Annotated in this window: 29 protein-coding genes; all 29 read right to left on the bottom strand. The window is 39.4% G+C overall.

Going from position 1 to position 22632, the window contains the following annotated elements; genetic code table 11:
- Position 1: 1 nt before the first annotated feature.
- On the bottom strand, positions 2 to 565 hold the full coding sequence (locus EO117_RS00965; RefSeq protein WP_126938691.1) for a shikimate kinase: 564 nt from the start codon (positions 563 to 565) through the stop codon (positions 2 to 4).
- 86 nt (positions 566 to 651) lie between these two features.
- Complete coding sequence (locus tag EO117_RS00960; RefSeq protein ID WP_126938690.1) at positions 652 to 1035, bottom strand: hypothetical protein; 384 nt, start codon at positions 1033 to 1035, stop codon at positions 652 to 654.
- Between the two features lie 34 nt (positions 1036 to 1069).
- Positions 1070 to 1621 carry a hypothetical protein gene (locus EO117_RS00955; protein WP_164727456.1) on the bottom strand — a complete coding sequence of 184 codons (552 nt, stop codon included), beginning with the start codon at positions 1619 to 1621 and terminating at the stop codon, positions 1070 to 1072.
- Positions 1611 to 2444: a hypothetical protein gene (locus tag EO117_RS00950; RefSeq protein ID WP_126938688.1), complete on the bottom strand. Its 834-nt coding sequence runs from the start codon at positions 2442 to 2444 to the stop codon at positions 1611 to 1613. Before EO117_RS00950 ends, EO117_RS00955 begins: the two co-directional genes overlap by 11 nt.
- A gap of 10 nt (positions 2445 to 2454) precedes the next feature.
- Complete coding sequence (locus EO117_RS00945; protein WP_126938687.1) at positions 2455 to 2895, bottom strand: hypothetical protein; 441 nt, start codon at positions 2893 to 2895, stop codon at positions 2455 to 2457.
- 119 nt (positions 2896 to 3014) lie between these two features.
- A complete protein-coding gene (locus tag EO117_RS00940; RefSeq protein WP_126938686.1) occupies positions 3015 to 3593 on the bottom strand; it encodes a hypothetical protein in 579 nt (192 codons plus the stop codon).
- 56 nt (positions 3594 to 3649) lie between these two features.
- On the bottom strand, positions 3650 to 4006 hold the full coding sequence (locus EO117_RS00935) for a hypothetical protein (protein WP_126938685.1): 357 nt from the start codon (positions 4004 to 4006) through the stop codon (positions 3650 to 3652).
- Entirely contained in the window at positions 4003 to 4470 is a 468-nt protein-coding gene (locus EO117_RS00930; RefSeq protein WP_164727455.1) for a hypothetical protein, read from the bottom strand. Before EO117_RS00930 ends, EO117_RS00935 begins: the two co-directional genes overlap by 4 nt.
- The gene (locus tag EO117_RS00925; RefSeq protein WP_126938683.1) at positions 4470 to 5081 is read right to left on the bottom strand and encodes a prepilin peptidase; all 612 of its coding nucleotides are present in this window, start codon (positions 5079 to 5081) and stop codon (positions 4470 to 4472) included. Before EO117_RS00925 ends, EO117_RS00930 begins: the two co-directional genes overlap by 1 nt.
- A gap of 22 nt (positions 5082 to 5103) precedes the next feature.
- The gene (locus tag EO117_RS00920) at positions 5104 to 5481 is read right to left on the bottom strand and encodes a competence type IV pilus major pilin ComGC (RefSeq protein ID WP_126938682.1); all 378 of its coding nucleotides are present in this window, start codon (positions 5479 to 5481) and stop codon (positions 5104 to 5106) included.
- Between the two features lie 8 nt (positions 5482 to 5489).
- Positions 5490 to 6665, bottom strand: a complete 1176-nt coding sequence (locus EO117_RS00915) for a type II secretion system F family protein (RefSeq protein WP_126938681.1) — start codon at positions 6663 to 6665, stop codon at positions 5490 to 5492.
- A gap of 12 nt (positions 6666 to 6677) precedes the next feature.
- Entirely contained in the window at positions 6678 to 7670 is a 993-nt protein-coding gene (locus EO117_RS00910) for a type IV pilus twitching motility protein PilT (RefSeq protein ID WP_126938680.1), read from the bottom strand.
- Entirely contained in the window at positions 7667 to 8680 is a 1014-nt protein-coding gene (locus EO117_RS00905) for a GspE/PulE family protein (RefSeq protein ID WP_126938803.1), read from the bottom strand. The genes EO117_RS00910 and EO117_RS00905 overlap by 4 nt, the downstream gene beginning before the upstream one ends.
- 208 nt (positions 8681 to 8888) lie before the next feature.
- Positions 8889 to 10772: an acyltransferase family protein gene (locus EO117_RS00900; protein WP_126938679.1), complete on the bottom strand. Its 1884-nt coding sequence runs from the start codon at positions 10770 to 10772 to the stop codon at positions 8889 to 8891.
- Positions 10773 to 11002: 230 nt separating this feature from the next.
- Complete coding sequence (locus EO117_RS00895; RefSeq protein ID WP_126938678.1) at positions 11003 to 11485, bottom strand: WYL domain-containing protein; 483 nt, start codon at positions 11483 to 11485, stop codon at positions 11003 to 11005.
- 147 nt (positions 11486 to 11632) lie between these two features.
- Positions 11633 to 11881: an HTH domain-containing protein gene (locus EO117_RS00890; RefSeq protein ID WP_126938677.1), complete on the bottom strand. Its 249-nt coding sequence runs from the start codon at positions 11879 to 11881 to the stop codon at positions 11633 to 11635.
- 41 nt (positions 11882 to 11922) lie between these two features.
- Positions 11923 to 12081 (bottom strand): hypothetical protein, encoded by a 159-nt coding sequence (locus EO117_RS09155; protein WP_164723915.1) that lies wholly within the window; start codon positions 12079 to 12081, stop codon positions 11923 to 11925.
- Between the two features lie 176 nt (positions 12082 to 12257).
- Entirely contained in the window at positions 12258 to 12395 is a 138-nt protein-coding gene (locus tag EO117_RS09150; RefSeq protein ID WP_164727453.1) for a hypothetical protein, read from the bottom strand.
- A 143-nt stretch (positions 12396 to 12538) separates the two neighbouring features.
- A complete protein-coding gene (locus EO117_RS00885) occupies positions 12539 to 12892 on the bottom strand; it encodes a hypothetical protein (RefSeq protein WP_126938676.1) in 354 nt (117 codons plus the stop codon).
- 105 nt (positions 12893 to 12997) lie between these two features.
- Positions 12998 to 13921: a TM1812 family CRISPR-associated protein gene (locus tag EO117_RS00880; RefSeq protein ID WP_126938675.1), complete on the bottom strand. Its 924-nt coding sequence runs from the start codon at positions 13919 to 13921 to the stop codon at positions 12998 to 13000.
- Positions 13922 to 13930: 9 nt separating this feature from the next.
- The gene (locus EO117_RS00875; RefSeq protein ID WP_126938674.1) at positions 13931 to 14164 is read right to left on the bottom strand and encodes a hypothetical protein; all 234 of its coding nucleotides are present in this window, start codon (positions 14162 to 14164) and stop codon (positions 13931 to 13933) included.
- Between the two features lie 376 nt (positions 14165 to 14540).
- Positions 14541 to 15548, bottom strand: a complete 1008-nt coding sequence (locus EO117_RS00870; RefSeq protein WP_126938673.1) for a nucleotidyl transferase AbiEii/AbiGii toxin family protein — start codon at positions 15546 to 15548, stop codon at positions 14541 to 14543.
- A complete protein-coding gene (locus EO117_RS00865) occupies positions 15541 to 16146 on the bottom strand; it encodes a DUF6088 family protein (RefSeq protein WP_126938672.1) in 606 nt (201 codons plus the stop codon). The genes EO117_RS00870 and EO117_RS00865 overlap by 8 nt, the downstream gene beginning before the upstream one ends.
- Positions 16147 to 16311: 165 nt before the next feature.
- Positions 16312 to 17580, bottom strand: a complete 1269-nt coding sequence (locus tag EO117_RS00860; RefSeq protein ID WP_126938671.1) for a glycosyltransferase family 2 protein — start codon at positions 17578 to 17580, stop codon at positions 16312 to 16314.
- A 12-nt stretch (positions 17581 to 17592) separates the two neighbouring features.
- The gene (gene pssA / locus EO117_RS00855) at positions 17593 to 18264 is read right to left on the bottom strand and encodes a CDP-diacylglycerol--serine O-phosphatidyltransferase (protein ID WP_126938670.1); all 672 of its coding nucleotides are present in this window, start codon (positions 18262 to 18264) and stop codon (positions 17593 to 17595) included.
- Positions 18257 to 18892, bottom strand: a complete 636-nt coding sequence (locus EO117_RS00850) for a phosphatidylserine decarboxylase family protein (protein WP_126938669.1) — start codon at positions 18890 to 18892, stop codon at positions 18257 to 18259. The genes pssA and EO117_RS00850 overlap by 8 nt, the downstream gene beginning before the upstream one ends.
- Positions 18893 to 18943: 51 nt before the next feature.
- Positions 18944 to 19669, bottom strand: coding sequence for a WecB/TagA/CpsF family glycosyltransferase (locus EO117_RS00845; RefSeq protein WP_126938802.1), 726 nt, complete (start codon positions 19667 to 19669; stop codon positions 18944 to 18946).
- A gap of 102 nt (positions 19670 to 19771) precedes the next feature.
- Positions 19772 to 19960 (bottom strand): 4-oxalocrotonate tautomerase, encoded by a 189-nt coding sequence (locus EO117_RS00840; RefSeq protein WP_009353866.1) that lies wholly within the window; start codon positions 19958 to 19960, stop codon positions 19772 to 19774.
- 94 nt (positions 19961 to 20054) lie between these two features.
- Entirely contained in the window at positions 20055 to 22091 is a 2037-nt protein-coding gene (gene recG / locus EO117_RS00835) for an ATP-dependent DNA helicase RecG (protein WP_126938668.1), read from the bottom strand.
- Positions 22092 to 22632: the final 541 nt, after the last annotated feature.

Here is a 22632-nt window from a genome sequence, read left to right as displayed (position 1 = left end):
ATTATTCACCTTGGTGTACTTTTCGCCGTTTAAAATATATACCCTTAGATCTAATAGATCCATCAATACTCGTAACTAGTTCATCGGTATGACTGTATGTGGTATCTAACACATGGTCACATTTGCGATACAATGGTTTCCACCGTCGCATCATCCATGCTACATAACCAGATACATCATCATAATTCATAGTCGGTCTCTTACCAATCCAACGATTGACACGATTGACAATCCGATAATGTGAGGCACGTATACCTACAATAAAAGAATACTTTTGCATATATCGTAGCGTACGCATATCAACAGGGAAATTTCCCCCTACGGAAATCACTGCTTCATGATACATAGCCACCTTTTTAATCACTTCAAATTCTGCACGACGAAATGCCTTTTCACCTATTGTCTTAAAAATATCAGCAATAGGCATATTATATCGTTTCTCTAATATTCGATCCGTGTCAACAAATTGCCAACCCTTGGCATCTGCTAAATTTCGACCTAAGTGACTTTTGCCACTCCCCATAGAACCAATGAGGATAATGTTTCTCTTGATAGTCGTTTTCATGTTTTATAATATCTCATTCTTCCATCTAGTAGTAAATTTTAATTTTATTTTACTATACTCGACTATACTTTGACAAACAATTAGGGCTACTTTTTAGTATTTTCATAAATTTTGCATTGTAAGGTAGTAACACCTTGACTGTGAATAATTTTTTCTATCGCAAAACGCAAGGTAGGGTGTACCTTTTGCATTCCCGACAGCCACTGCACCATATCTAGGGTAGACCCTTGTACCACCACATCTATGGCTTCCTCTTCTTTGTGCGTGCTGACAACCACTAAAGAGGTATCTTCTATGGAGGACAATACCAAATGATACAACCCTTCTAGGTCTAACATATTGTCATCCAATTGTTTGACGAATTGATAACTTTCGCTATGTAAAAATGTTGTTTCTGCCTCCTGTGAAAGTATCTCTTCATCAATCTCTGCAGAAATTCGTTTTATTTCCCCTTGAAAGTACACCATCATACAAATACCTGCAACCACTACACAACAATACACACTAATGACTAGAAGTAGACTTCTTTTGGGAATGGGCAGGGCTTTCCACAGTGCCTGTAATACGACTACGGTATAGTGTAGCTTTGGATTCTTTTTCCACCACTTCATCATAGTGACGGTGACCTCCTAATCGACTCAAAATTGCACTAAACTGATGCAATTCATTTTCATTACTTCCTCTAGCCTCTACATACCATTGATTCATAGTAGACCACTCGACTAATTGTATGTGATATGTATTCGATGCATCTAATAAGTATATACATTCCTTCAACGTCCCCTGCAGCGGTGCTTCTTCCTTTTTATTTTCATGAACCATGGCTTCATATACACTATGAGCCTCCTTAGCATCAATATGGTGTGATGTCACCTCTGTTTGTTTTTCAACTATGTCGAGGTACTGCATATATGCTTTTGTTCCCATCGCCACAGAACCTACTAATGTAACAACCACTAGAACTAATAGGGTCCACCATATTTTTTTGTATCGAATGTACCAACATATCCACTGTATATCTGGTTCTATGAAGTTAAGATTCTCCTTATTTTCCATCAGTAAGTAACCTAATTGCTAAACCCAATGCCATTTCATGATTTATATTCTGCGGATTATACTCTGCTCCCTTATCAACGATATGAATAGGGACCTGGTCAATCGTTCCGTAGGTTTCTAAAATAGGCTCAAAATCCTTTGCTCTTGTTTCATTAAAGCCAACCACAATAGCCCCTTTAGGATAGGGCACATGAAATTGTTTGCTATCTTCATATACTTTTTCACACGCAGTCAATACTGCTTCCACCTCAGGAGACACTACGACATGAGCCGTACAGAACTTATGATTCCATAAAGATACCTGCACCTTATCTTCCTCCGGGATGATACAAAGCATAGAGGATTCCCGACCGCGACTGTACGCAAGCGGTGCTGGCCAGTAGTCAATAACACGAAGATCTCCCCCACCTTGTTGAATCCCTCGTGCCACCTGTTTAACTTGTTTTCGTTCTAGGGCTACGATAAGTATAAACATCAACTCCTCAGTAATACCTGGCCTAGAGGCAAAATCGATAGCATTAGGAAAGTCTTCATTGTGGAAAATTCGTTTTCCCTCACGTTGAGCAAATAAATATTGATCTATTTTATGCATCATAGGTGTTTCCATGTACACAGATTGTAGTGGAGATTCAAAAACACAACCAATGGATATGCCTGTTTCCCCATAATAGTCAAAAAACTCTTTTATGTCTGTTCCTCTATCACCATGACGTTTTTGAACAATTACATCCTCCAGCACAGTAGTACCTTCAATTATATAGGCTTTTATCCCAACAATTTCATCATGCCCAATGGCAATAGCCATCACTGGATTTGTTTTCATCTTATCCTCCTTATTCTTGTACCCCTTCTACACGTATAGTCTCTAGCACATCATCCTTATACACAGCTTGAAAATATACGTCTTGTCTCACATTTGTTTCTGTACCTACATCGATACATATAAGCCTCAAGGAATATCGGTGTGGCTCTCGCTCTTTATATATAATGGCCTCAATGCGTTCTGTATCTGTTTCTTCTAATACATACTTCGGAGAACCGCTGCCAGTTACCTCCTTTTGATGAGCTAGAAAGAATTCTTTTCTTGTGCCTAATACTATTCCCCGTTCAATACCATATTGACAGCGAACAAAACGATATTCATCCATCATGCTTTGATAGGTAATCTGCATCGTATGTTGCCAGGCCACCCAAGTACCAATGGTCATCATGGCTATTAGCAAAATCATGTACGATACAAAACCATTTTTCTTTCGCTCTTTCCAGTGCAACATAACCATTCTCCCCGTTTATGATTCCACCTATGTCACTGTTAGACAAACTATCCATTAATATCTATCATTAGCATTCCTACAGATAGCCTTCTTGATTTCTACAAAAATAAAGTACCAACTTACTTTTCTGTATGTTGTAATCGCTGAAGATACGTAGCATACGGCAGAATACCTGTTTGTACATGATATTGGTTCTGTCCACCTTCCATGAGTTGAATATGATCTAGTCTCCAATAGGGTCGCACCTCTGAGTACCAATGTAAATCAACTACCCCATCAGGACGTTCTCGAAAAAATGTAGCCCCTTGAGGAAATACATGTATTTTTCCTATCTTAGGGCTGATTTCACTTTCAGTAATATCCTGTAATTGCCCATCAGATAGCATGGTCACGAAGGCATCTTGATACACCCGTATCCGCCAATTTGATGGAGAAAGTAACCAGGATCCATCTTCGCTAACCCTTGGTTTTTTCTCACTATAACGAAGACGATTCATAATCTGTATGCGACTAAATCTAGCATCTAATAGTAGCTCATGACGATGATGCAACATATGCAGCCATTTCACACTATGTGATGTAATCAGGAAAAATCCCGTCACAATGGTCACTAATAATAAACTTCCTATTAATGCCTCCACCAGTAGAAAACCTGCAATTCTCTGCTTATCTTTTGTTATCGCTCTATAACACATCATATATTTCCTTTATTTGACTCCCACCATGTTGTATATTTCACAAACGATCATGTAACTTATTGACTAGGTTCCAATAAATAGGTAGTAAACCGATGTATTTCCTCTCCATGGCGATAGGCTATAACAGTCAATACGTGTACGCATTCTGGACTTATGTCTACTCTACGCTGAAAGCTGGTCATTCCCACATTAGGCGGTTCATCAGATGCAGAACTAGTTCCATTTGCCCAGCCCGCTTTCCCCTCTTCCATATACAAAATCATAGCTTGCAAAGTTCTATCTTCTTCCATCATTTTCCCATATTGCTGGATACTACTCATCATGAGCACAAATAAAGTGGAACATAATAAACTCATCACAAACAGCGATGCTAATACATCCATATAGAGAAATCCCGCTTGTTGTGCTTTCAAAATTTTGACTCCTCCCAACGTATGCGTCCTGATTGACGAGCAAAAATAAAAGTTCGTTTATAGCGAATCACAGTATCCACTAAAGTCACGGTAAACACCTTTCCTACCCCTTTATGACCTGCAAAGCGCAACACCTGAGATGGACCAGTAAATTCAATATGCATAGATGAAGGTAACTCACGATAGACCATAGTACTCGCTCCATTGATATATCCATACCTAGTTCCATCTAGTACTATCCGGTTACCACCGCCAACACGCTGTAAATTTCCATATAAGGTAGCCATCTGCATACGCTTAATATGAGCAAATAAAATACGTCCTTCCCGATCAAATTGGTAATACTCGCGTTGTTCTCCATTATTTAAGAGCAATACCATACCTAAGATAAGAGAGCAAATCGTCATATATAGCAAGACTTCCACTAACAAAGAGCCATCTTCTGGGTGCCTTGGTACTTTCATCATAGCCACCTCTCAAAAGGATAGATGAACAGCAGCATCGTTGCCATACTGAAAGAAGGACCAAAGGGAATATAGGCATGATTCGGAGATACAATACGCCACACACAACTGTACAGGATGCCAATAAAAGAGGAAAGTCCGCATAATGCCAAGCATTCCGCCGATGTGAGCCAACAGCTAATGGCCATCAGCCATTTGATGTCACCGAGTCCCACCCCGCCATGGCTAAACCACCGCAATGACCACCACAATCCACCCATACAGAGGGCATTGACTACTATCATGAGTACATCACCATTACCTATCCACTGGTAAACAAATCCACATATACAAATTAGAATAGCTCCCTCATCGGGAAGAATATAATATAGCTTATCGATGGTTGATCCCCAAAAGAGCGTTACCTCCAGCATATAAAGAAGTCCCAGTTCATAGATGTTCGTAATGTATCCAACTTGATAGGCATAGCAAAGCCCTGCTGTCCCTATGATATGAGCAAAAATGGACATAAGGCACCACATACCATGTGTTTTCATATAGGTCCAAGAAACAATGAGATAGAGGCTTGCAACTCCTGTGATACCCGCAATACCTCCTAATACATACTCCATATTTCCCTCTTCCTTCTAATAATTAATTTTCTGCATCGGGTGCAGTGACAGCAATATGTTTACCTTTACCGCCTTCATTTTGTACACTTGTTACGGTGTATTCTCCACCTTTAGGAGTTCTCACATGTTCTGTCAAATACCCTTCCTTGTACAATGTATCTACAGTAGGCACTGCATCGGTAGATTGTTCCATCATATACAACTGAGCTGCATTGGAAATAGTTGTCACATCCGATTTAATTTTCGCTTCTTTCGCCTTGTTTGAGGCATTTAAAAATTGTGGCATTGCCAAAGATGCTAAAATGGCGATGATTGCCACTACAACCATTAATTCCACTAAGGTAAATCCATCTTGTTGCTTTCGTTGTCGTAAGGACAAACGTTGTCGAAGTGCTTCCATACTTCCTCCTATTGAATAGCTGAAATTGAATTAAACATCGGTAGCATCACTGCTACCACAAGTAAGGCGATCATACTGCCCATAATACTGAGCATAATAGGTTCTAATAATTGTTCTCCTCGTTTTACGGTCCGTTCCAAAATCCCCTTATAATACACATGCCCTTGGTCTAACATACTTTCCAGGTCACCCGTTTCTTCTCCAATACGAAGCAGATCCCATACAAAGGAAGTTCCTAATTGTACTTGTTCTAATGAGTCTGTGAATCCATGCCCTTGGGAAATACGTGTTTTGACCTCTTGTTGTAAGGTACTTGCCCAACGGTTTCCCCACAGCGATTCTGTCATGTCTAGCATTTGTAACAAAGGTATTCCACTTTGTAAAAGTAGTTTCCAAATCTGACACATACGTACCATTGTATACGCCATAAGCCATTCTCTTCGTGCCATACATAGCCAAACCTTACGATGCACGCTGAACTTCACAGAGTCTCGTTGGTATGATTTCCACAAAACCATTCCCAATACTAGCAAACCAACCAAAAGATATACTCCTTTTTGTTGTAACCAAGTGCCCCCTGTAAAAAGCGCTGCAGTTAGCGGTGGTAATTCAATTTGCATGCTCTCGAAGACAGATTTAAATTGGGGTAAAATAAAACCTACGGCAACTCCTACAAACACTAGCATAAGCACCACCAAAAAAGATGGATACGTAATGGCTGATACTAATTGTTGACGCAATCGATGCTCCTCTTCGTACATACTTTGAATCATCCCTAAGGATTCCACTAAGGTTCCTGATGCTTCACCCGCTTCCAATATAGTCGTAACAATGACAGGACAATGATACTTGGCTAAACTTTTTGACAGTGCCATGCCACGCCCTACATCTTCACGAATCTCTTCATAAGGGATAGTGGAACCTTTCGTATTGACCATCATATCTAAGGCTTTTCGTAAGGATATACCTGCGCCCAACAACATATGTAATCGATAGGCAAAGTGAATCATATGAGCTGCTTTCCATTGCTTCTTTCTATCCTTCACAACAACGCATTCTAAATGAATCGGTGTGATAGATTGATACGCTAGCTTTGCCTGCACTTCCTCTTCTGAATCACCCCATATTTTCCCTGACACTATTTTTTTGTCCGTCGAAAATCCTTCATAGGTATACCAACTCATACATATTCTCCACTAATTTACCTGCAATACAGACTCTAACACTGGTGATGATCCATAAATAGATCGTAGATCGGCAACTGCCATTTCCAATGTTTTCATGGGCCTTTGCGTTTCTTGTAAAGATACAATTTGCGGTTCCTTTCGCTGACGTATCAAATTTGCCACTGCTGGGGTATTAATCAAAATATCTCGCACTGGGATAAATCTATCATCGATGACAACCAATCGTTGACAGATGACGGCTCGTAATATCTGTGAAAGTTGTGTTCGCACTTCTTCTTGTTGGTGCGCAGGGAACATAGAAATCATCCGATTAATGGACATAGTAGCACGCTGTGTGTGCAAGGTGGCAAATACAAGATGCCCCGTTTCTGCCGCATGTAATGCTGCCTCCAACGTCTCCTTATCCCGTACCTCACCGATTAAAATCACATCTGGATCTTCACGCAATGCATCTCGAATACCGTCCGCCATATGATGAAAGTGTGTATGCAATTCTCGTTGATGTATCAAAGACTGTTGATGATCCAATACATATTCGATAGGATCTTCTAACGTAATAATATGACGACGCATATTTTCATTAATGTGCATTAAACAAGAGGTAAGAGTGTAAGATTTCCCTGAACCAGTGGCACCGGCAATGATAACCAGCCCCTCTTTGAAAGAAGAGATACGGCGCAATAAATTACCCTCTTCCGATGTATCGAGACCCGTTTTAGGAGGATACAAAACACGCAAGGTACCACCCCATCCAGATCGCCAACGGAATAGATGAACCCGTATGCGTAATCCTTCAAAGGTCATGGCCCCATCATAGGACATCATGGCATCCGATACGGTCTGCACTTGGTCGGTTAGAAACGTTATCATGTCTTCATCAGATAGTTCGTATTCCGTAGGCACTACATCCATACCTAATCGCCAAAAGACCGTACCACTTTGCACATGAATATCTGTAGCCCCTCGTTCAATAGCTTTATGCAATAGGTGTGACCAAATCATAATACTACCCCCACTCGACGTACTTCCTCTTCCGTAGTCAACCCTTTATCGACGGCTTGACGAGCCGATTCTTCCAATGAACAAAGCAGATAAGAATCTAGCTGTTCCCAATGGCAATCATAGTTAGGAATGGCTAGTAACTCATACAATCCACAGCGACCATGATATGCACCATCTACTAGTGTTCGTACCAATCGTTGTGAGATAACACCGGTCAGAGTAGCACACACCAGATAGTCTTCTACCCCCATATCCACCAATCGTTCCACTACGCCTATGGCATGGTTCGTGTGAATCGTAGATAATACACGATGCCCCGTGAGCGCTGCCTGTACCGCTAACTGCGCCGTTTCTTGATCACGAATTTCACCCACCACTATGGTATCTGGATCATGCCGTAAAATAGCACGCAATCCCTTACTAAAAGTCATACCAATCTGTGGCTGCACACCAATTTGAACAGCTTTTTCTACAATACGTTCCACTGGATGCTCCAAGGTAATGATTTGCTCCTCTTCTCCATTGAGTTCTTGCAATAATGCATACAAGGTAGAACTTTTACCAGACCCGGTAGGCCCACACACAAGCAGTAACCCATGTGGGCGTGCCAATAACCTGCGCACCTCTGCACTGATATCATCTGGCATACCTAATTCCTCTAAGGATTTTATCTGCTCATCATGCCAAAAGAGACGACATACAAGACTTTCACCATACACAGACGGCAGAGAAGACATACGTATCGTTCCTGAGTGATTTTCATGAGTCCACACATAACGCCCATCTTGAGGCAATCTTTTTTCACTGATATCCATAGACCCTAACACTTTCAAACGATTCATCACTTGCTCACCTTCTGGCATAGGAATCCGAGCTATCTCTTGCAAACGACCATCCAAGCGGAATCGTACTTGCACCTCTTTTTCTAAGGTGTCAAAATGCATATCACTGGCTCCACTTTCATAGGCACGCTGAAAGAAATTATCCAGCTCAATCTCCACATGGTACATCATTTCACCTCCTTTACTTGCGTACTTAGGATTTCTCTATGTACCCTCTAAAATCCTAGAAAACACTCCTACCAGTCAACCTTGACTGTGAGTGCTATTTTAGGTGGAATAAATCAAAAAGGGACTGTAACAAAATGTAAATTTACATTATGCTACAGCCCTTATATATTGGCATGTTTAGCTAATCCCCTTATCTATCGATACATGTTTAGCGCTTTTTCTGTTTTTTAGTTGTTTCGCCTTCTTGGAGCAATACTTTTTTTACTTCATCATGGATAAACTTAGAGTATTCTTTCACACCGGTATCATTCGGATGGATACCATCATCCCCGAGCCAATCTCTATGTTTCGATGCTAGGCTAGCCCAGTCGATGATATGCACATTCTGGTGTTCTTTCGCAAGCTTAGTTAGATACGCATTGTTGGCTTCAATCCACTGAATCCCTGGCGCATAATTATTAATCCAGAAAATCTGACGATTCGGACCTAAATACTGCACCAATGCTTTTGTTTCATTTTCATAGTACCCTGTAATAGGACCATTGGTGCCCAGACCAATGAGGACCGCATTGCCTAGTTGTTGGTTCGCATCCATTTGCTTTGCAATCCCTAAACCTGCCCCTACATAGCGAGATACTTTGGCATCAATTTGGATACCTGCAAAGTCTTGTCTCAATGCATGAGCGGAACCAAGCATGACGGAATCACCAATGGCTGCCATATGCACCATATCTTGTGGATCGCTGACAGTAGACAAATCTATCACCTTTGCATTTTCTGCAGCTTGGGATTCTGCATTCTTCGCCAATCGCACTTGCAACTCCGTCACGTCTTGTTGCTTCTCTGCAGGAGCTGTAGCGAAGGCATACACACCTAGGACAATGCAAACAGCCCCCACGATAGACAGCACTTTTACATAGTAGGAACGAACGACATCCACAATAGCACGAACACTGTCTTGACGGACACACCAATTCGTCACCGCTTCAGACCAAAGTGTAAGACCGATGATAACCGCCACTAAGACGATAAAGTAGGCTATAGGCGATGCAAAATAATCCATAAGCCCCATATGTTCAAAGAGGTAAATCATTGGATATTGCCATAAAAACAATCCATAACTATGTTTACCAAACCATGCTAGGACAGGCATATCCACCAATTTTCCAAGTGGCGCGTTAGGATGTTCTACTAACCACACCATGAAACCAAACAAGCAAGTAAATGCTACCATGCCATAGGTGTAAAGAGAAGGACTTTGTCCATCTAAATAGATATATCCTACTACGGTGGCAATGATGCCTGCCAATAGGAATATACTGCCGATAACATTTCCTTTCATAGTGCCCAAGGGATATAGTTTTTGTTCACTCCGATGCAATCCTAAAAAGGCGCCCAATAGCAAGGCGAATAACCGTGTGTCTGTACCGTAATAAAAACGAGATACGTCCATGCCCTCTGTATATAGTAGTGGCATAATGACAGAGGATCCTAACGCCAATGCTAGCATCCATACTAGACCGATGGTGTAACTCCACTGTTTTTTCAGAGCTACATAGGTCCAATATAAGAGGGGCCAAATGACAATGTACTGAATTTCTACACCCATAAACCACATATGGGTGAATGGCGATGTGTTCACTAAACGGGTAAAATAATCTGCATTTTGTGCGATTTGCCACCAGTTATTATAGCCTAGCAAAATGGACATCACTTCTGGGCGAATCCCTGCTAGCTTGTCAGGTAATAGCAAATGCCACAGTCCTAAGATGACTGCCACCATCAACACTAAGGGAATGAGAATCCGCTCTGCCCTACGCTGAAAGAATTTTGAAATGCTATAATTTCCCAACTTCCATTGTTGATTGGTTGTAAAAGCTAATAAATACCCCGATAATACAAAGAAAAGGGAAACCCCCATGAACCCGCCACTGGCTGCATGGGGAAATAAATGAAAGCCCGTGACACCTAGAATAGCTAATCCTTTTAGCCCGTCAAGGCCTTTCACAAACTGACCTGGTTTGACTCCTATAATACGTTTTTTCTGTCTGGAACCGAGTCCTTGATGCGGTTCTTCTAACTCTGGTGGCATACTGTGTCTTCCCTTCTACATGAATACTATACAATGCATTTTTCGATACGTAATATACATTATAGCATAGAGCGAATGCCATTAACATTTTTTTAATAATTATTTTTTTATTTCTTCAAAAAATTATTTATAAACGTATTATTTTAAAAATTATCAATGTAATTTGATAATAAAATACCTATAAAGTCATTATGCTAGTAATAACTTCATAGGTATTATTTAAGTCAACTCTATCGCCAAATACCCGTTCCATACACTTCTGCACGGATATGGTAGGTATGTGTTTCTTCTTCATACCAGGTAATGGTGGCTGTTGGCAATCTATCTAGGATAGCATCGATATCGTGTCCCACATAGGTAAAGGTCACTTGTTGTAGTCTACCGCCGTACATAAACTGGATTCGTTTACGAAACTCTGCTTCTTGGTACCGTGATGTATAGGATGGCACTTGGTAATGCTCCTCTTCGACGATCAAGCTATGGATACGATCTAAGCGATAAATCGTTGGAAAGTCCTGTAATTCCTTCGGAATTTTGCTTCGTTCTTCCCGATCCATATAAGCAGTTAAATAGAAATAGTACTCCGAAAAACAAATGCCCAATGGCGATAATTTACGTGTTACCACTTCTTTGTTAGTACTTTTTTCATAGGAAATCGTAATGTATCGTTGCTCTTGTATGGCTCTCGATAAATCTTGCAACAATGGCAACACATTTCTCTAATGTCGTAATTCTACATAATGGTGCAATTCATTACGAATGAGATTTTCTACCAGCTTTACCACTTCATGTGGAAAGAATGTTTTCAATAATTTATTCAATATACGTCCCATATCATCTCGTAATAGGGAACGACTATCTTACATCACTTTAGCAATGGCCACTAGTTCGTTGACAGATAAGCAATCTGATTCTCCATGGCTAAGGACATAGCCCTTCCGTTTTTGATCATACACGATAAGCTGTTCATTCCCACAAAGGGTACTTTCATCATGTAAATAGGCTCGTAAATCATCTATATCTCGTTGTACGGACCGTTCATTAATACCGAACTCTTTAGCCAGTTCTGATTTACACAGCACTTCTCCTTGTAATAGGCGACGTTGCATCCGTCAAAATCTGCTGCGTCTTGTCTATCTTGTCCTCCATCTTATCGCTCCACAGTAGCAATAATTTTTACAATACGACCACATCCTGCTTCACGAGCTTTCACCTTGTTCGCTGCTTCGCTACGGGAATGAGCACTTTCATAGGCAGTATGTACCGTCGTGCTATTAGGATAGTGAAACTTGACCATGTATCGTTTCATCTCTTTTGTCCTTTCTCTTATGAAAGTATTTACTCTCGAAGTACCAATTACTTTAATTATAAAAAACTCTCTCAACTAAGTAAATAGTTTTTTATGTATACATAAAGCCACCGTCTCACCATGAAATGTCATAGGCAAGATGGTGGCTTTCTCTGTCAGGGATTACCTGCTATACGTTATGCAATTTGTTCTACAATAGACTGACATTTTGCATCGAATTGATGGCTTTCAAAGCGGCTCACATCCTCTAGCAGTGCATTCATTTTCTCCTTTGCCTGTTCCACAGCAGACAATACTGTTTCTTTTTGTTCCATACATCCTCCTTAAATGATTAACAATATTCTAACTAGAAATCACATGTTCTCTCTCTTCTATGTCCCCAAGTATTAGAACTATGTGCTCTATTCTATTAGTATGCCATATGAAAGTGACATATTTTGTCATTGGCAATACTTTTTTATATAATATTTCTATTTTTTTGTAATTCTTCTTCCACTGTTACATTGCCGAGCCACTGTCCAGCTTGTAAAGACGATACCAAGGTAGACACTGCTTCTTTCACCATATCACTCGTGATAACCAAAGTTTTATCTGCTGCATGGTTAATATTGTTGCGAAGATGGCGAATGTAATGGAATTCTACCAAGAATTGTAGCGCTTCTAATTGTGGTAAATCTGTTTTTGCACTGCCGTAAGCAAGCATAGCTTGGCAATCACGGATTAGCTTAATACGTTGTTTTTGGAACATCTCCTCCGCTACAGACTCCAAAGATTCCTCATCCTCTTCATCAAAGTAAACACCTTTGTACAAATCAAATCGTTCTACTAATTCTGCTGTCGGTGCTTGTAAGAATTGACGGATGAAAGTGCCGTAATCGGATGCACTTTGTTGTAAGAATTGATAATATTGTTTATGTTAACTGATGCTAGTGCATTGGATTTCATAGTATTCACGTAAGTATCCTTCAATCTCTGAGTATTGTGCTTGAAAATACATGACATCCACAACAGAGCGTATATTTTGCTGTACATGTAAATAGGCTGGGTACAAATCATGGATGAATTTTACAATTTTTTCCTTGTTATAGGAGAACTTCTCAAAGGCTTTTGTCACTTGGTTTTTGTTGATTGCTCCACGCAATTCATCACGAATCACAGATAGTTCTGCTCCTACTGTATCACCACCAGCCACACTGACTGCTTTATTCCCTGCATAATCACGGTAAGTAATGACAAAACACTCTTTCCAAGTCCGTTGCATCGCTTCGATTTCTTTTTTGAATAACACTTTCATGTCAGTACGATCGGTGTAGTAAACTCCTTTATTGAATAAGATTGTTGGCACCCATTCTGTACTTAAGGTCACCGACTGTTGGTATAAACCACATTGTAAGCACCATTGAATCATAGCTAATTGTAATTCTTGACTATGAACAGTAGCATCTAATAAGTCCCCTAAGCTTCCTTTTAAGGTTGGTAAGTACTGTAAGAATGCTGTATCCACCTCGCTATTGGCTGTGATGGATTCACAATCTTTAATACCTTGACGAATGGCATGAACGGCAAAATCCATATCATCCCCTTTACACAAATGGGCTGCCTCTGAGAAGTCGCCTAAGGAGCCTACTAAGTATTCAATCTCTTTATGTACTGAATGTTCCTTCACTAATTGAGCTAACATATCTGCTCGTCCAAATTGTGCAAAGGCTTCCACTGCACAGTGCACCGCTCCAGATAGTACTGAAATCGTGTTGCTTTGATCTGACTCTGATTCCACTAAATCCTTAGTTTGTGCAGATAAATGAGTTATATCTGCACCGTCAAGATGCGCTTGAACCACCTCTTGACTTTATACAGATACTTGCATTTGAGCCATCACATCATCTTGTGCTAGTTCTACTGGCATAGATACCGTAGGCTCTTTCACAAGCCCCTCTCCAAGCTGACTAGGATGTACCATAGGCACTACTACCTTTGATGTGTCTTGAGATACATCAAACCATTGTGTCCCCATCCGTACATTCTGTCCTTTTTGTCGTTGCTTCTCTGTAATTGATTCCATTAACACTTTCCAAAAATTCATAATCATTTCCTTTCCGTGGTCTTATACCACTTGTAAAACACTAGGTATGAGTACAGTATACCCACCAGCAATGACATATTTTGTCATTGGCAATAGAGATTTTAAAATTCTTTTGCCTCTCTTAGTATATAGAAAAGTGAATTTTTGAAATGACAAAAGTCCCGATAGTTACGCTTCCATACTATATTTAGTTTTATAATGTATTAGTTTTTTAATATATTTTGGATTTATAATATTTTGGGGATTCTATCATATATTTTTTAGGAGGAGGGATAGCAAAAGCCCTGTTGCAATATGTGAACTGCAACAGGGCTTTCCAAATACAAAAGACGATAGTATTTCACTACCGTCTATTACGTCTATATGTAAGATTGAGCTATTGACTTTTTATAACCTCATTTAACTCATGCTCATATTCTTGTAAAGTCTTTATTATTCTATGAAAAGGTATTTTTTCACCAAACAGCATTTTTTTCATACTATCATAATCTTCTGAAAAAACTGTTAAACCTTCTTCAGCTGGAATTAACTTTAATTTACCCTCTAAAATTTCATCATATTTTGCCCAATTACTTGCATAAAATTTTTTCTTAAAATCAATTACCGCCTTTAGTAACTTAATGTTTTCAAAACTTTTCTCTTTAATATCAGTTAATAGCATTTTATACACATCATAGAAATGTCTTGAATATCTTATAGGGTAATTTCCATTTACTCTATTGGCCTCTCTATGAAGTATTGTTAATTTTTCAAAAAAAGTACGTAAACTATCTACTGCAATAACCTCTATATTTTCATTAAATATCTCAGGATACACATCTTCAATATAAGTAGTAATCATTCGATGATTCACTGGAATTGGTTCTGCTAAGCACCCAATTTCTAATCGTATAACTTGTAAAATAGAACTATCAGTATAATTTTTAGGATAGTCAAAGCAGATAGTCTGTCCATCCACTTCATCAATATAAAAATTCCATGACTTATCTTTTAGTATCTTATTAAAATCATTTTGTAAAATAGGAAGTAACTCACATTTAAGAAATACTTTTGTATCATTATTTAGTGTATCATTAAATTTTATTTGTTTAGTATTACTTCTATCTTCATACGGTTCTCTTGCACCATAGCCTAATATCTCCCAATCCAATGCAAGATCAATATCTTCAGAAAATCGTTCGATTAGTTTATAAACTTTGGATAAACTTGTACCACCTTTGAAAACGATGGCATCTTTATATTTGAACTCACTAAATAAATAGTTCAAAATCATGCAAACCCATAAATCTTTTTCTACAATAGCTTTAGATAAATTAAGTTTATCTGATGTGCTAGTAATAACAAGTTCTAGCTCTTCATTTGAGATTTCTAATAATTTACTCATAGTTAAGCTCCTGTATTTTTGTAAAAATTTCTTGCATCCAAAAGGGAATTTTGACAACATCTTTCTTTAAATCTTCTTTCACACCTTTAGCAAATATAGCAAGTTTTTGTATCTCATTGTCTCCTATTTTATTTTTTCCCAAAGCCTTTATCGCTTGTATTAAAATAGATAATTCTTTTGAGTAAGTTGTTATATGTCTATTGGTGGTGCGTTTAAAAACTATTTTTTTCCCCCTATACATATACTCTCTATAAGCGCCATCAGTAATATAAATATACTCATTAGGAACCTGTGTAGACAGTCCTGTATAGTTCAAAGCAGTTTCCCCAGCAGGTGCTATAGTCCAAGAAAATTTTTCTGCCAATTTATCTGCCACTACACTAGCATCTGGATAAATATATTCTTTTAAAACTTGACTATATTTAGGCTTTGTATACAAGCCATCTATAAGCCTTATAATCTTATTTTCTTCATGTAAGCGGTATAGGGCTGATTTGACGGTATTTTTTGTTCCTAAATGATAGAAATCATGTATAGAAAAAATTTTTCCTAAGTTTTCTGTCATATTCTCTTCTATTTGATTTGCTATAGTCATCATCTATACACCTCCTTGCACCCAAAATTATATACTTTTGGGTGCAAAAGTCAATACATAAATAAAAATCTCCCCACATAGTTTCAACTTCAATCCTTTAACTCAAACATCTCAACCAGCACACAAAAAAGCAACAGAATTTTCACATCCTGTTGCTCGTATTATAGTTTATTCTTTTGTTTTCCGACTCGTATCGCCCATACGGGTTAGTTTCACTTCCCCTAATGCTACCCCACGGGTATGTTGTGTATGGGACCATACTTTATCATGACGATTCAAATATCCAAGGAACGTAACTGGTACCCAAGAATAGATGAATAGCGGATACAATAGATAATACAACCACACTTTCGGTGGCACTTTAATTTGTGCTAACACAATGAGTGGAAATAAATATTGTCCAATACCAATAATTTGCCATACTTGTACTGGCAAGATTTGGTAAATAATATTCGTATACAATGGTACGATACCATTGATATAGGTCATAATAATATAAAAGGCGGACAATAACAAGAAATACGGTTGCGTAATCTGCACAATTCCATCTAGGATTATCCATTTCCCTTTCTTAATACCTTGCACAAAGAGTTTTGGGATATACCGTTCCCCTGTATCAAAATGCCCTTGTGCCCATCGTTTCCGCTGATTCCAAGACTGCATAAAAGTCAGTGGCTTTTCATCATAGACGATAGCATTATGCGCCCATGTTGTTTTCACTCCATGGATCAACAATTTCAAAGAAAATTCCATATCTTCTGTCAAGCTATTACAAGACCAGCCATAATCACGGATGATATCTGTACGAATACACATACCCGTCCCACCCAAGGCTGTGGAAAGTCCCAAGTTATATTTCGCCAAGTGCCACATATGGTTCACCATCCAAAAGGCAATGGCGAAGGTACCAGCTACCCATGTATCAGTTGGATTCTTCGCATTCAAGTACCCTTGGATTACAGGCTCCCCTTTTTCCAAATGACGATTCATTTCATAGAGGAAATGAGGGTGCACTAGATTATCCGCATCAAAAATGACGAATGCATCATATTTGCGTTCCATGGCGAATACTTTGTCAAACATCCAGCCCATAGCATAGCCTTTACCCACTTCTTCTGTATTAAAGCGTTCATACACTTCAGCACCAGCTTCACGGGCAATCTTAGCCGTGTAATCTTTACAATTATCTGCCACTACAAAGATATCATATAAGTGGCGAGGATAATCTAGGACTTGTAGATTATTCACCAATTGACCTATTACGGCACTTTCATTATGAGCACAGACGATAATAGCAAAAGAATGTTTAGGAGGACACTCCTTTTTGTCATTTTTATGCCACATGCCACAGACCATCAACACAAAGTAATATAAGGTATAAAATACGATAATTACCTGTATGGGAATCATAATTAGGTCAAACCAAACGTAATTCATCCTAGTTCCTTCCTATTTACGAATGTTGTTGATGATAGTATTACTAATACCATATACAGCATATAATACAAAAATTAATACCGGCCAGGATCGATAATCCATCAATAGGAAAAATACGCCACAGCCTACAGTAATGCCTATAGCAATCGATTGCACTGGATCGCTACCTTTTCCTTTAAAATCTGGATGATGCACATTGCTAACCATCAAGTAACCTACGAATATCATCGCTAACATCAACGCCACATCAGGAATACGGACACCACTCAACACATACGTAGCAGCCATACACCCTGCTGCAGGAATCGGTAACCCTTGGAAGTAACCGTGTACTTCTTCTGTCATAATATTAAATCGTGCCAATCTGAAAGCTCCCAATACAGAGAATGCCAACAATGGTACATATCCTAACCAACCATAGTGATCTAGGCTCATCATATATAGCATAAAAGCTGGCGATACGCCAAAGCCAACTACATCAGCTAACGAATCTAATTCACGGCCAAAATCTCCAGAAACACCCAAGGCACGAGCAATCCGTCCATCTAACCCATCGGCTAATAAGGACAAAAGCACACATATAGCTGCCCCGGTAAAATTACCTGTGGCAGATAGACTAATGCCAATGACACCAAATCCTAAATTTGCTGCTGTGCAAAGATTGGGAAATATAGACCTATTCATCTTTCACCCTCCCAATAATCGTTTCTCCACCAACTACATGTTGTCCTTTTGTAACACAAATGTCTACATCTAATGGGACAAATAGTTCTGTGCAAGATCCGAATTTAATCATACCATACAAGGTACCTTGCTCCAAGGTATCTCCTACATCCGTCCAAGACACGATGCGTCTAGCCAATAAGCCAGCAATCTGTGTCACCACAATTTCCATCGTATCGTTTTTAATACTTATCGTGTGACGTTCATTTTCATAGCCTACTGAATCCTTATAAGCTGGTAAAAAACGTCCTTCTGTATATTGACGAAATGTAATTTCACCTGCCATTGGCGCCCGATTTACATGGACATCAAACACAGATAAAAAAATCGTTACTTTTTTACATTGTTGATGTAAATATGTGTCCTCAAACACCTCTACTACTTCCATCACTTTCCCATCCGCTGGTGATACTAAGACCTTTGGATCATGAGGAATGCGGCGATTAGGATTTCTGAAAAAATAAGTAAAGAATAATGCCAGTATAAATGGTATAATTCCTAACCACCATGATAGAAAGTAGCCTACCAGTACCGTCACAACAAGACAGGCACCGATTAAAGGATATCCATCTTTAACAATCAAACCCATACTAAACCTCTCTTAATTAGTGCTGGCTCCAACAAAATATACCTATATGTATCAATGTTTATGGCGCCATACAGTCCACATAAATTTAGGCAATGCTAACATACGAATAATACGTTTCGGTTGCAAAGCCAATCGATATAACCACTCTAAGCGGTTTTCTTGCATCCATAGAGGAGCTCGTTTCAACATGCCCGCTAATACATCGAAAGAACCGCCCACTCCCATGGCGACAACACCATCTAAATGGGCTAATTTTTCTTGAATCCAAAACTCTTGCTTCGGCACGCCAAAAGCAACAAATACTAATTGAGCACCGCTGCGCTGAATTTCATCAAGAATATCTACTTCTTCCTCCGCTGTAAAATATCCAGAATGATATCCCACTACTGGCAATTCCCCAAGTTCTGCTGTCATATTTTCGATAGCTTTTTTGACAACTCCCTCAGCTCCGCCTAAGCAATAAACCTTAATGTTATGTGCTTTAGCTGCTTTCAATAACTGTTGTAATAAATCGCAACCTGTTACGCGCTCTGGAAAACGTTGTTTTTGTTGCTCAGCCGCCCATAAGGCACCTGCTCCATCCGGTACAACGAGGTCAGCTTGTTGCAAAATATCTAACAGTCTTTGATTATTCTGTGCCATCATAATCATTTCTGCATTGGCAGTTGCCACCATATGTAATTTTGGTTGTCCCACTAATGAAAGCACTCTATCTACGGCTTCCGTCATCGTTACCACATCAATTGGGACAGATAACACATGTATTCGATTCTGCACCATTCACCTCATCCACTCTAGTATGTAAACAAGAAGGACAGGACATATGAAAGAGATTACACCCTATCATAGACCTATCCTTCTGGTAGGTAATTTCCCTAATTATTTCTTTTCGCAGCGCATAACGCCAGCTTCCATATAGTTGTCAGCTTTCATGTCCACGAAAATTACTTTTACCGCTTCTGCTGGCACTTTTACAGTTTCCACAGTTGCTTTTGTAATCGCTTCACCAAGAGCTTTCTTTTGTTCGAAAGTACGACCTTCCACAAGTTCTACATGAATAATAGGCATGAGTATATCCTCCCTCATCACTACGTATCTATAGCACTGTGCTACAGATAAAATCTCACTCTATTGTATCATAATTTACCCTCAGTAAACAACTTTAACTATATAAAATACGCATATACTGTGGTCCAAAACGTGCTTCCATTTGGTTGCGCAAAGTGGATTGTACCTCATCAAATCCGTGGTATTGTAGATACGTTTTCGCATCTTCCCTGGCCTCCACAAGAATCGGAATATCTTTGATGATGTTCGCAACTTTCAAATCTGGTAATCCCGACTGCGCCAATCCAAATAATTCTCCTGTGCCACGAATGAGCAAGTCTTGTTCTGCTAGTTCAAATCCGTCTTGCGTTTGTTCCATCAGTGAAAGCCGAGCTTTGCTATCAGGGTTTTTACTATCGCTAATTAGGATACAGTAGGCCTGCGCCGAGCCACGGCCTACACGACCTCGCAATTGATGCAACTGGGATAACCCAAATCGCTCCGCATTATGGATACACATAATCGTCGCATTCGGTACATTCACGCCCACCTCAATCACCGTCGTCGATACTAATAAGTGAATCTCTCGACGATAGAACGCATCCATAATTTCTTCTTTTTCCTTTGGACGCATGCGACCATGCACCAGACCTACACGATAGTGTGGCTCAAAGTATTCTTTATATTCATAAGCAATTTGTTCCGCTGCTTGTAAATCCATTTTCTCAGACTCTTCTACTAATGGGCACACCGCATAGACTTGACGACCCGCTTGCATTTCTTTCTCAAAAAAATGTAGTAACCGTTCCTTGTACGACGAATCTACAGCATAAGTCTTCACTGGTTTACGACCTGGGGGCATTTCCTTAATCAAAGAAACTTCTAAATCTCCATAAATGGATAAGGTCATGGTCCGTGGTATCGGCGTCGCCGTCATAATTAACACATGCGGATGGTCTCCCTTTCGTTGTAGCTTGGCCCGTTGCTCCACTCCAAATCGATGTTGTTCATCCACTACAATCAGCCCTAATTGATGAAATATCACTTTGTCTTGAATCAATGCATGAGTGCCTACTATAACATCAATGTCTCCTCGTTCTAAGGCTTCATAGAGATCTTGCTTTTTCTTCGTTGAACCCGTCAACAATGCCATTCGTATTGGTGCATCTTGAAAGAGTTCCTGGAAACTTTCAAAATGTTGTGTAGCCAAAATTTCTGTAGGCGCCATAATCGCCCCTTGAAATCCATTTTCTACTGCTTTCGCTAACGCCAAAGCCGCTACTACCGTTTTACCAGAACCCACATCACCTTGTACTAACCGTTGCATAGCCCGAGGTTGTTCCATATCGTGAGCAATCTCCCCTAAGGCTTTTTCTTGATCCCCAGTCAAGGTAAATGGTAAGCCTTGCCTAATTCGCTCCACCAAAGAGCCATTCTCTGTCATAGGGAATCCTCCTCGGTCCTGTTCATGAGCACGGAGAAGCAATAATCCCATTTGCATAATCCATAGTTCTTCATAAGCTAATTGCTTGCGTGCCTCTTGATGCCGTTCCCAAGATGTAGGAAAATGCATCTCCCGAAAGGCATCATAACGGCTCATGGTAAACTTGTCGCCCATCACATCTTGAGGGACCACATCTTCTATGGTGCCATTATGCTCAAACCAGTTTTTTATAGCCAATCGTATGCCCCATTGTTTCATACCTTCCGTCAAACCGTAGACGGGAACAATACCGCGTTCTATGACTTGCCCTTCTTCTATCAATTCCACTTGGGGGGTATTCATTTGGTACGCACCATAGGCATGTTCTATCTTCCCATAAGCATACATATATTGACCTGATTTATAAAAGTTTTTCTTATAAGCTTGGTTAAAAAAAGTAAGATTTAGCTGGCGCACACCGTCTGACAAAGTAACCGTTAAAATATGCATACGTGGTCTTGGTCGTTTTTCACTGACCCGTATTACCTGCCCCGTCACACCTACCATCTCTCCCATAGGAGCTTCGCAGATTCCATACACTTGCCGTCTATCTTCAAAGGTGCGTGGAAAATAATGCAACAAACCTGTTACTGTATAGATGCCTAATTTATTCAATTGTTTCACCCGTTGCGGTCCCACGCTTTTTATAGATTGCAATTGTTCATTCATATCCTAACCATATCTTTCCTATCTTACGCCGTTTTAGTAAAACTGTTTCTCGATGCTTTATATTATACCATAGAGACACCCTCTAATATGAACCCCACCTAAAAATGGACATAAAAAAGAAGGACACTTTTTTAAAGAGTCACGTGTGTTAGGCGTTATATCAAAGTGTCCTTCTTATATTTAATTATGTTTAAATTATACATCTTGTGTAAAATAAATGCAAGTTATTTTGCAATAAAATTTGACAGATTTTACTATCATAGTATATAGTTAATAGGCTAGTATAATCTTATTGAAAAGGGACAAATACACTGTCAAACACAAATTAATTTGTCATAAAAAATAGCTAAACATAAGCGTAATTAAAAATCAAGATAAATCTACACCATAAATTTGTCTTGTGTATAACAAGCTTCATCAAAAGAGTACAGGTAACGTAACCTATGGACTTCATAGTCAATAAATACATCGTGTTTCCAAGGATGACGCATATCAGGTATATATTGTCTTCTGGGTTTAGGGTTTTCCTCTACATAATCAA

The organism is Veillonella sp. VA142 (genome assembly GCF_003992135.1).
In the GTDB taxonomy this organism is placed as follows: domain Bacteria; phylum Bacillota; class Negativicutes; order Veillonellales; family Veillonellaceae; genus F0422.
This window is presented reverse-complemented; position numbering and strand designations above follow the sequence as displayed.

Bases quoted from the DNA above. Each gene is read 5' to 3' on its own strand.
- EO117_RS00875 (WP_126938674.1), bottom strand. From the start codon at position 14,164: ATGAATTTTTGGAAAGTGTTAATGGAATCAATTACAGAGAAGCAACGA.
- EO117_RS09155 (WP_164723915.1), bottom strand. From the start codon at position 12,081: ATGAAACGATACATGGTCAAGTTTCACTATCCTAATAGCACGACGGTA.
- recG (WP_126938668.1), bottom strand. From the start codon at position 22,091: ATGAATGAACAATTGCAATCTATAAAAAGCGTGGGACCGCAACGGGTG.
- EO117_RS00960 (WP_126938690.1), bottom strand. From the start codon at position 1,035: ATGATGGTGTACTTTCAAGGGGAAATAAAACGAATTTCTGCAGAGATT.
- EO117_RS00950 (WP_126938688.1), bottom strand. From the start codon at position 2,444: ATGAAAACAAATCCAGTGATGGCTATTGCCATTGGGCATGATGAAATT.
- EO117_RS00870 (WP_126938673.1), bottom strand. From the start codon at position 15,548: ATGAGTAAATTATTAGAAATCTCAAATGAAGAGCTAGAACTTGTTATT.
- EO117_RS00930 (WP_164727455.1), bottom strand. From the start codon at position 4,470: ATGAAAGTACCAAGGCACCCAGAAGATGGCTCTTTGTTAGTGGAAGTC.
- EO117_RS00955 (WP_164727456.1), bottom strand. From the start codon at position 1,621: ATGGAAAATAAGGAGAATCTTAACTTCATAGAACCAGATATACAGTGG.
- pssA (WP_126938670.1), bottom strand. From the start codon at position 18,264: ATGAATAGGTCTATATTTCCCAATCTTTGCACAGCAGCAAATTTAGGA.
- EO117_RS00910 (WP_126938680.1), bottom strand. From the start codon at position 7,670: ATGATTTGGTCACACCTATTGCATAAAGCTATTGAACGAGGGGCTACA.
- EO117_RS00915 (WP_126938681.1), bottom strand. From the start codon at position 6,665: ATGAGTTGGTATACCTATGAAGGATTTTCGACGGACAAAAAAATAGTG.
- EO117_RS00920 (WP_126938682.1), bottom strand. From the start codon at position 5,481: ATGGAAGCACTTCGACAACGTTTGTCCTTACGACAACGAAAGCAACAA.
- EO117_RS00905 (WP_126938803.1), bottom strand. From the start codon at position 8,680: ATGTACCATGTGGAGATTGAGCTGGATAATTTCTTTCAGCGTGCCTAT.
- EO117_RS00890 (WP_126938677.1), bottom strand. From the start codon at position 11,881: ATGCAACGTCGCCTATTACAAGGAGAAGTGCTGTGTAAATCAGAACTG.
- EO117_RS00925 (WP_126938683.1), bottom strand. From the start codon at position 5,081: ATGGAGTATGTATTAGGAGGTATTGCGGGTATCACAGGAGTTGCAAGC.
- EO117_RS00840 (WP_009353866.1), bottom strand. From the start codon at position 19,960: ATGCCTATTATTCATGTAGAACTTGTGGAAGGTCGTACTTTCGAACAA.
- EO117_RS00965 (WP_126938691.1), bottom strand. From the start codon at position 565: ATGAAAACGACTATCAAGAGAAACATTATCCTCATTGGTTCTATGGGG.
- EO117_RS09150 (WP_164727453.1), bottom strand. From the start codon at position 12,395: ATGGAACAAAAAGAAACAGTATTGTCTGCTGTGGAACAGGCAAAGGAG.
- EO117_RS00850 (WP_126938669.1), bottom strand. From the start codon at position 18,892: ATGGGTTTGATTGTTAAAGATGGATATCCTTTAATCGGTGCCTGTCTT.
- EO117_RS00865 (WP_126938672.1), bottom strand. From the start codon at position 16,146: ATGATGACTATAGCAAATCAAATAGAAGAGAATATGACAGAAAACTTA.
- EO117_RS00940 (WP_126938686.1), bottom strand. From the start codon at position 3,593: ATGATGTGTTATAGAGCGATAACAAAAGATAAGCAGAGAATTGCAGGT.
- EO117_RS00945 (WP_126938687.1), bottom strand. From the start codon at position 2,895: ATGTTGCACTGGAAAGAGCGAAAGAAAAATGGTTTTGTATCGTACATG.
- EO117_RS00860 (WP_126938671.1), bottom strand. From the start codon at position 17,580: ATGAATTACGTTTGGTTTGACCTAATTATGATTCCCATACAGGTAATT.
- EO117_RS00900 (WP_126938679.1), bottom strand. From the start codon at position 10,772: ATGCCACCAGAGTTAGAAGAACCGCATCAAGGACTCGGTTCCAGACAG.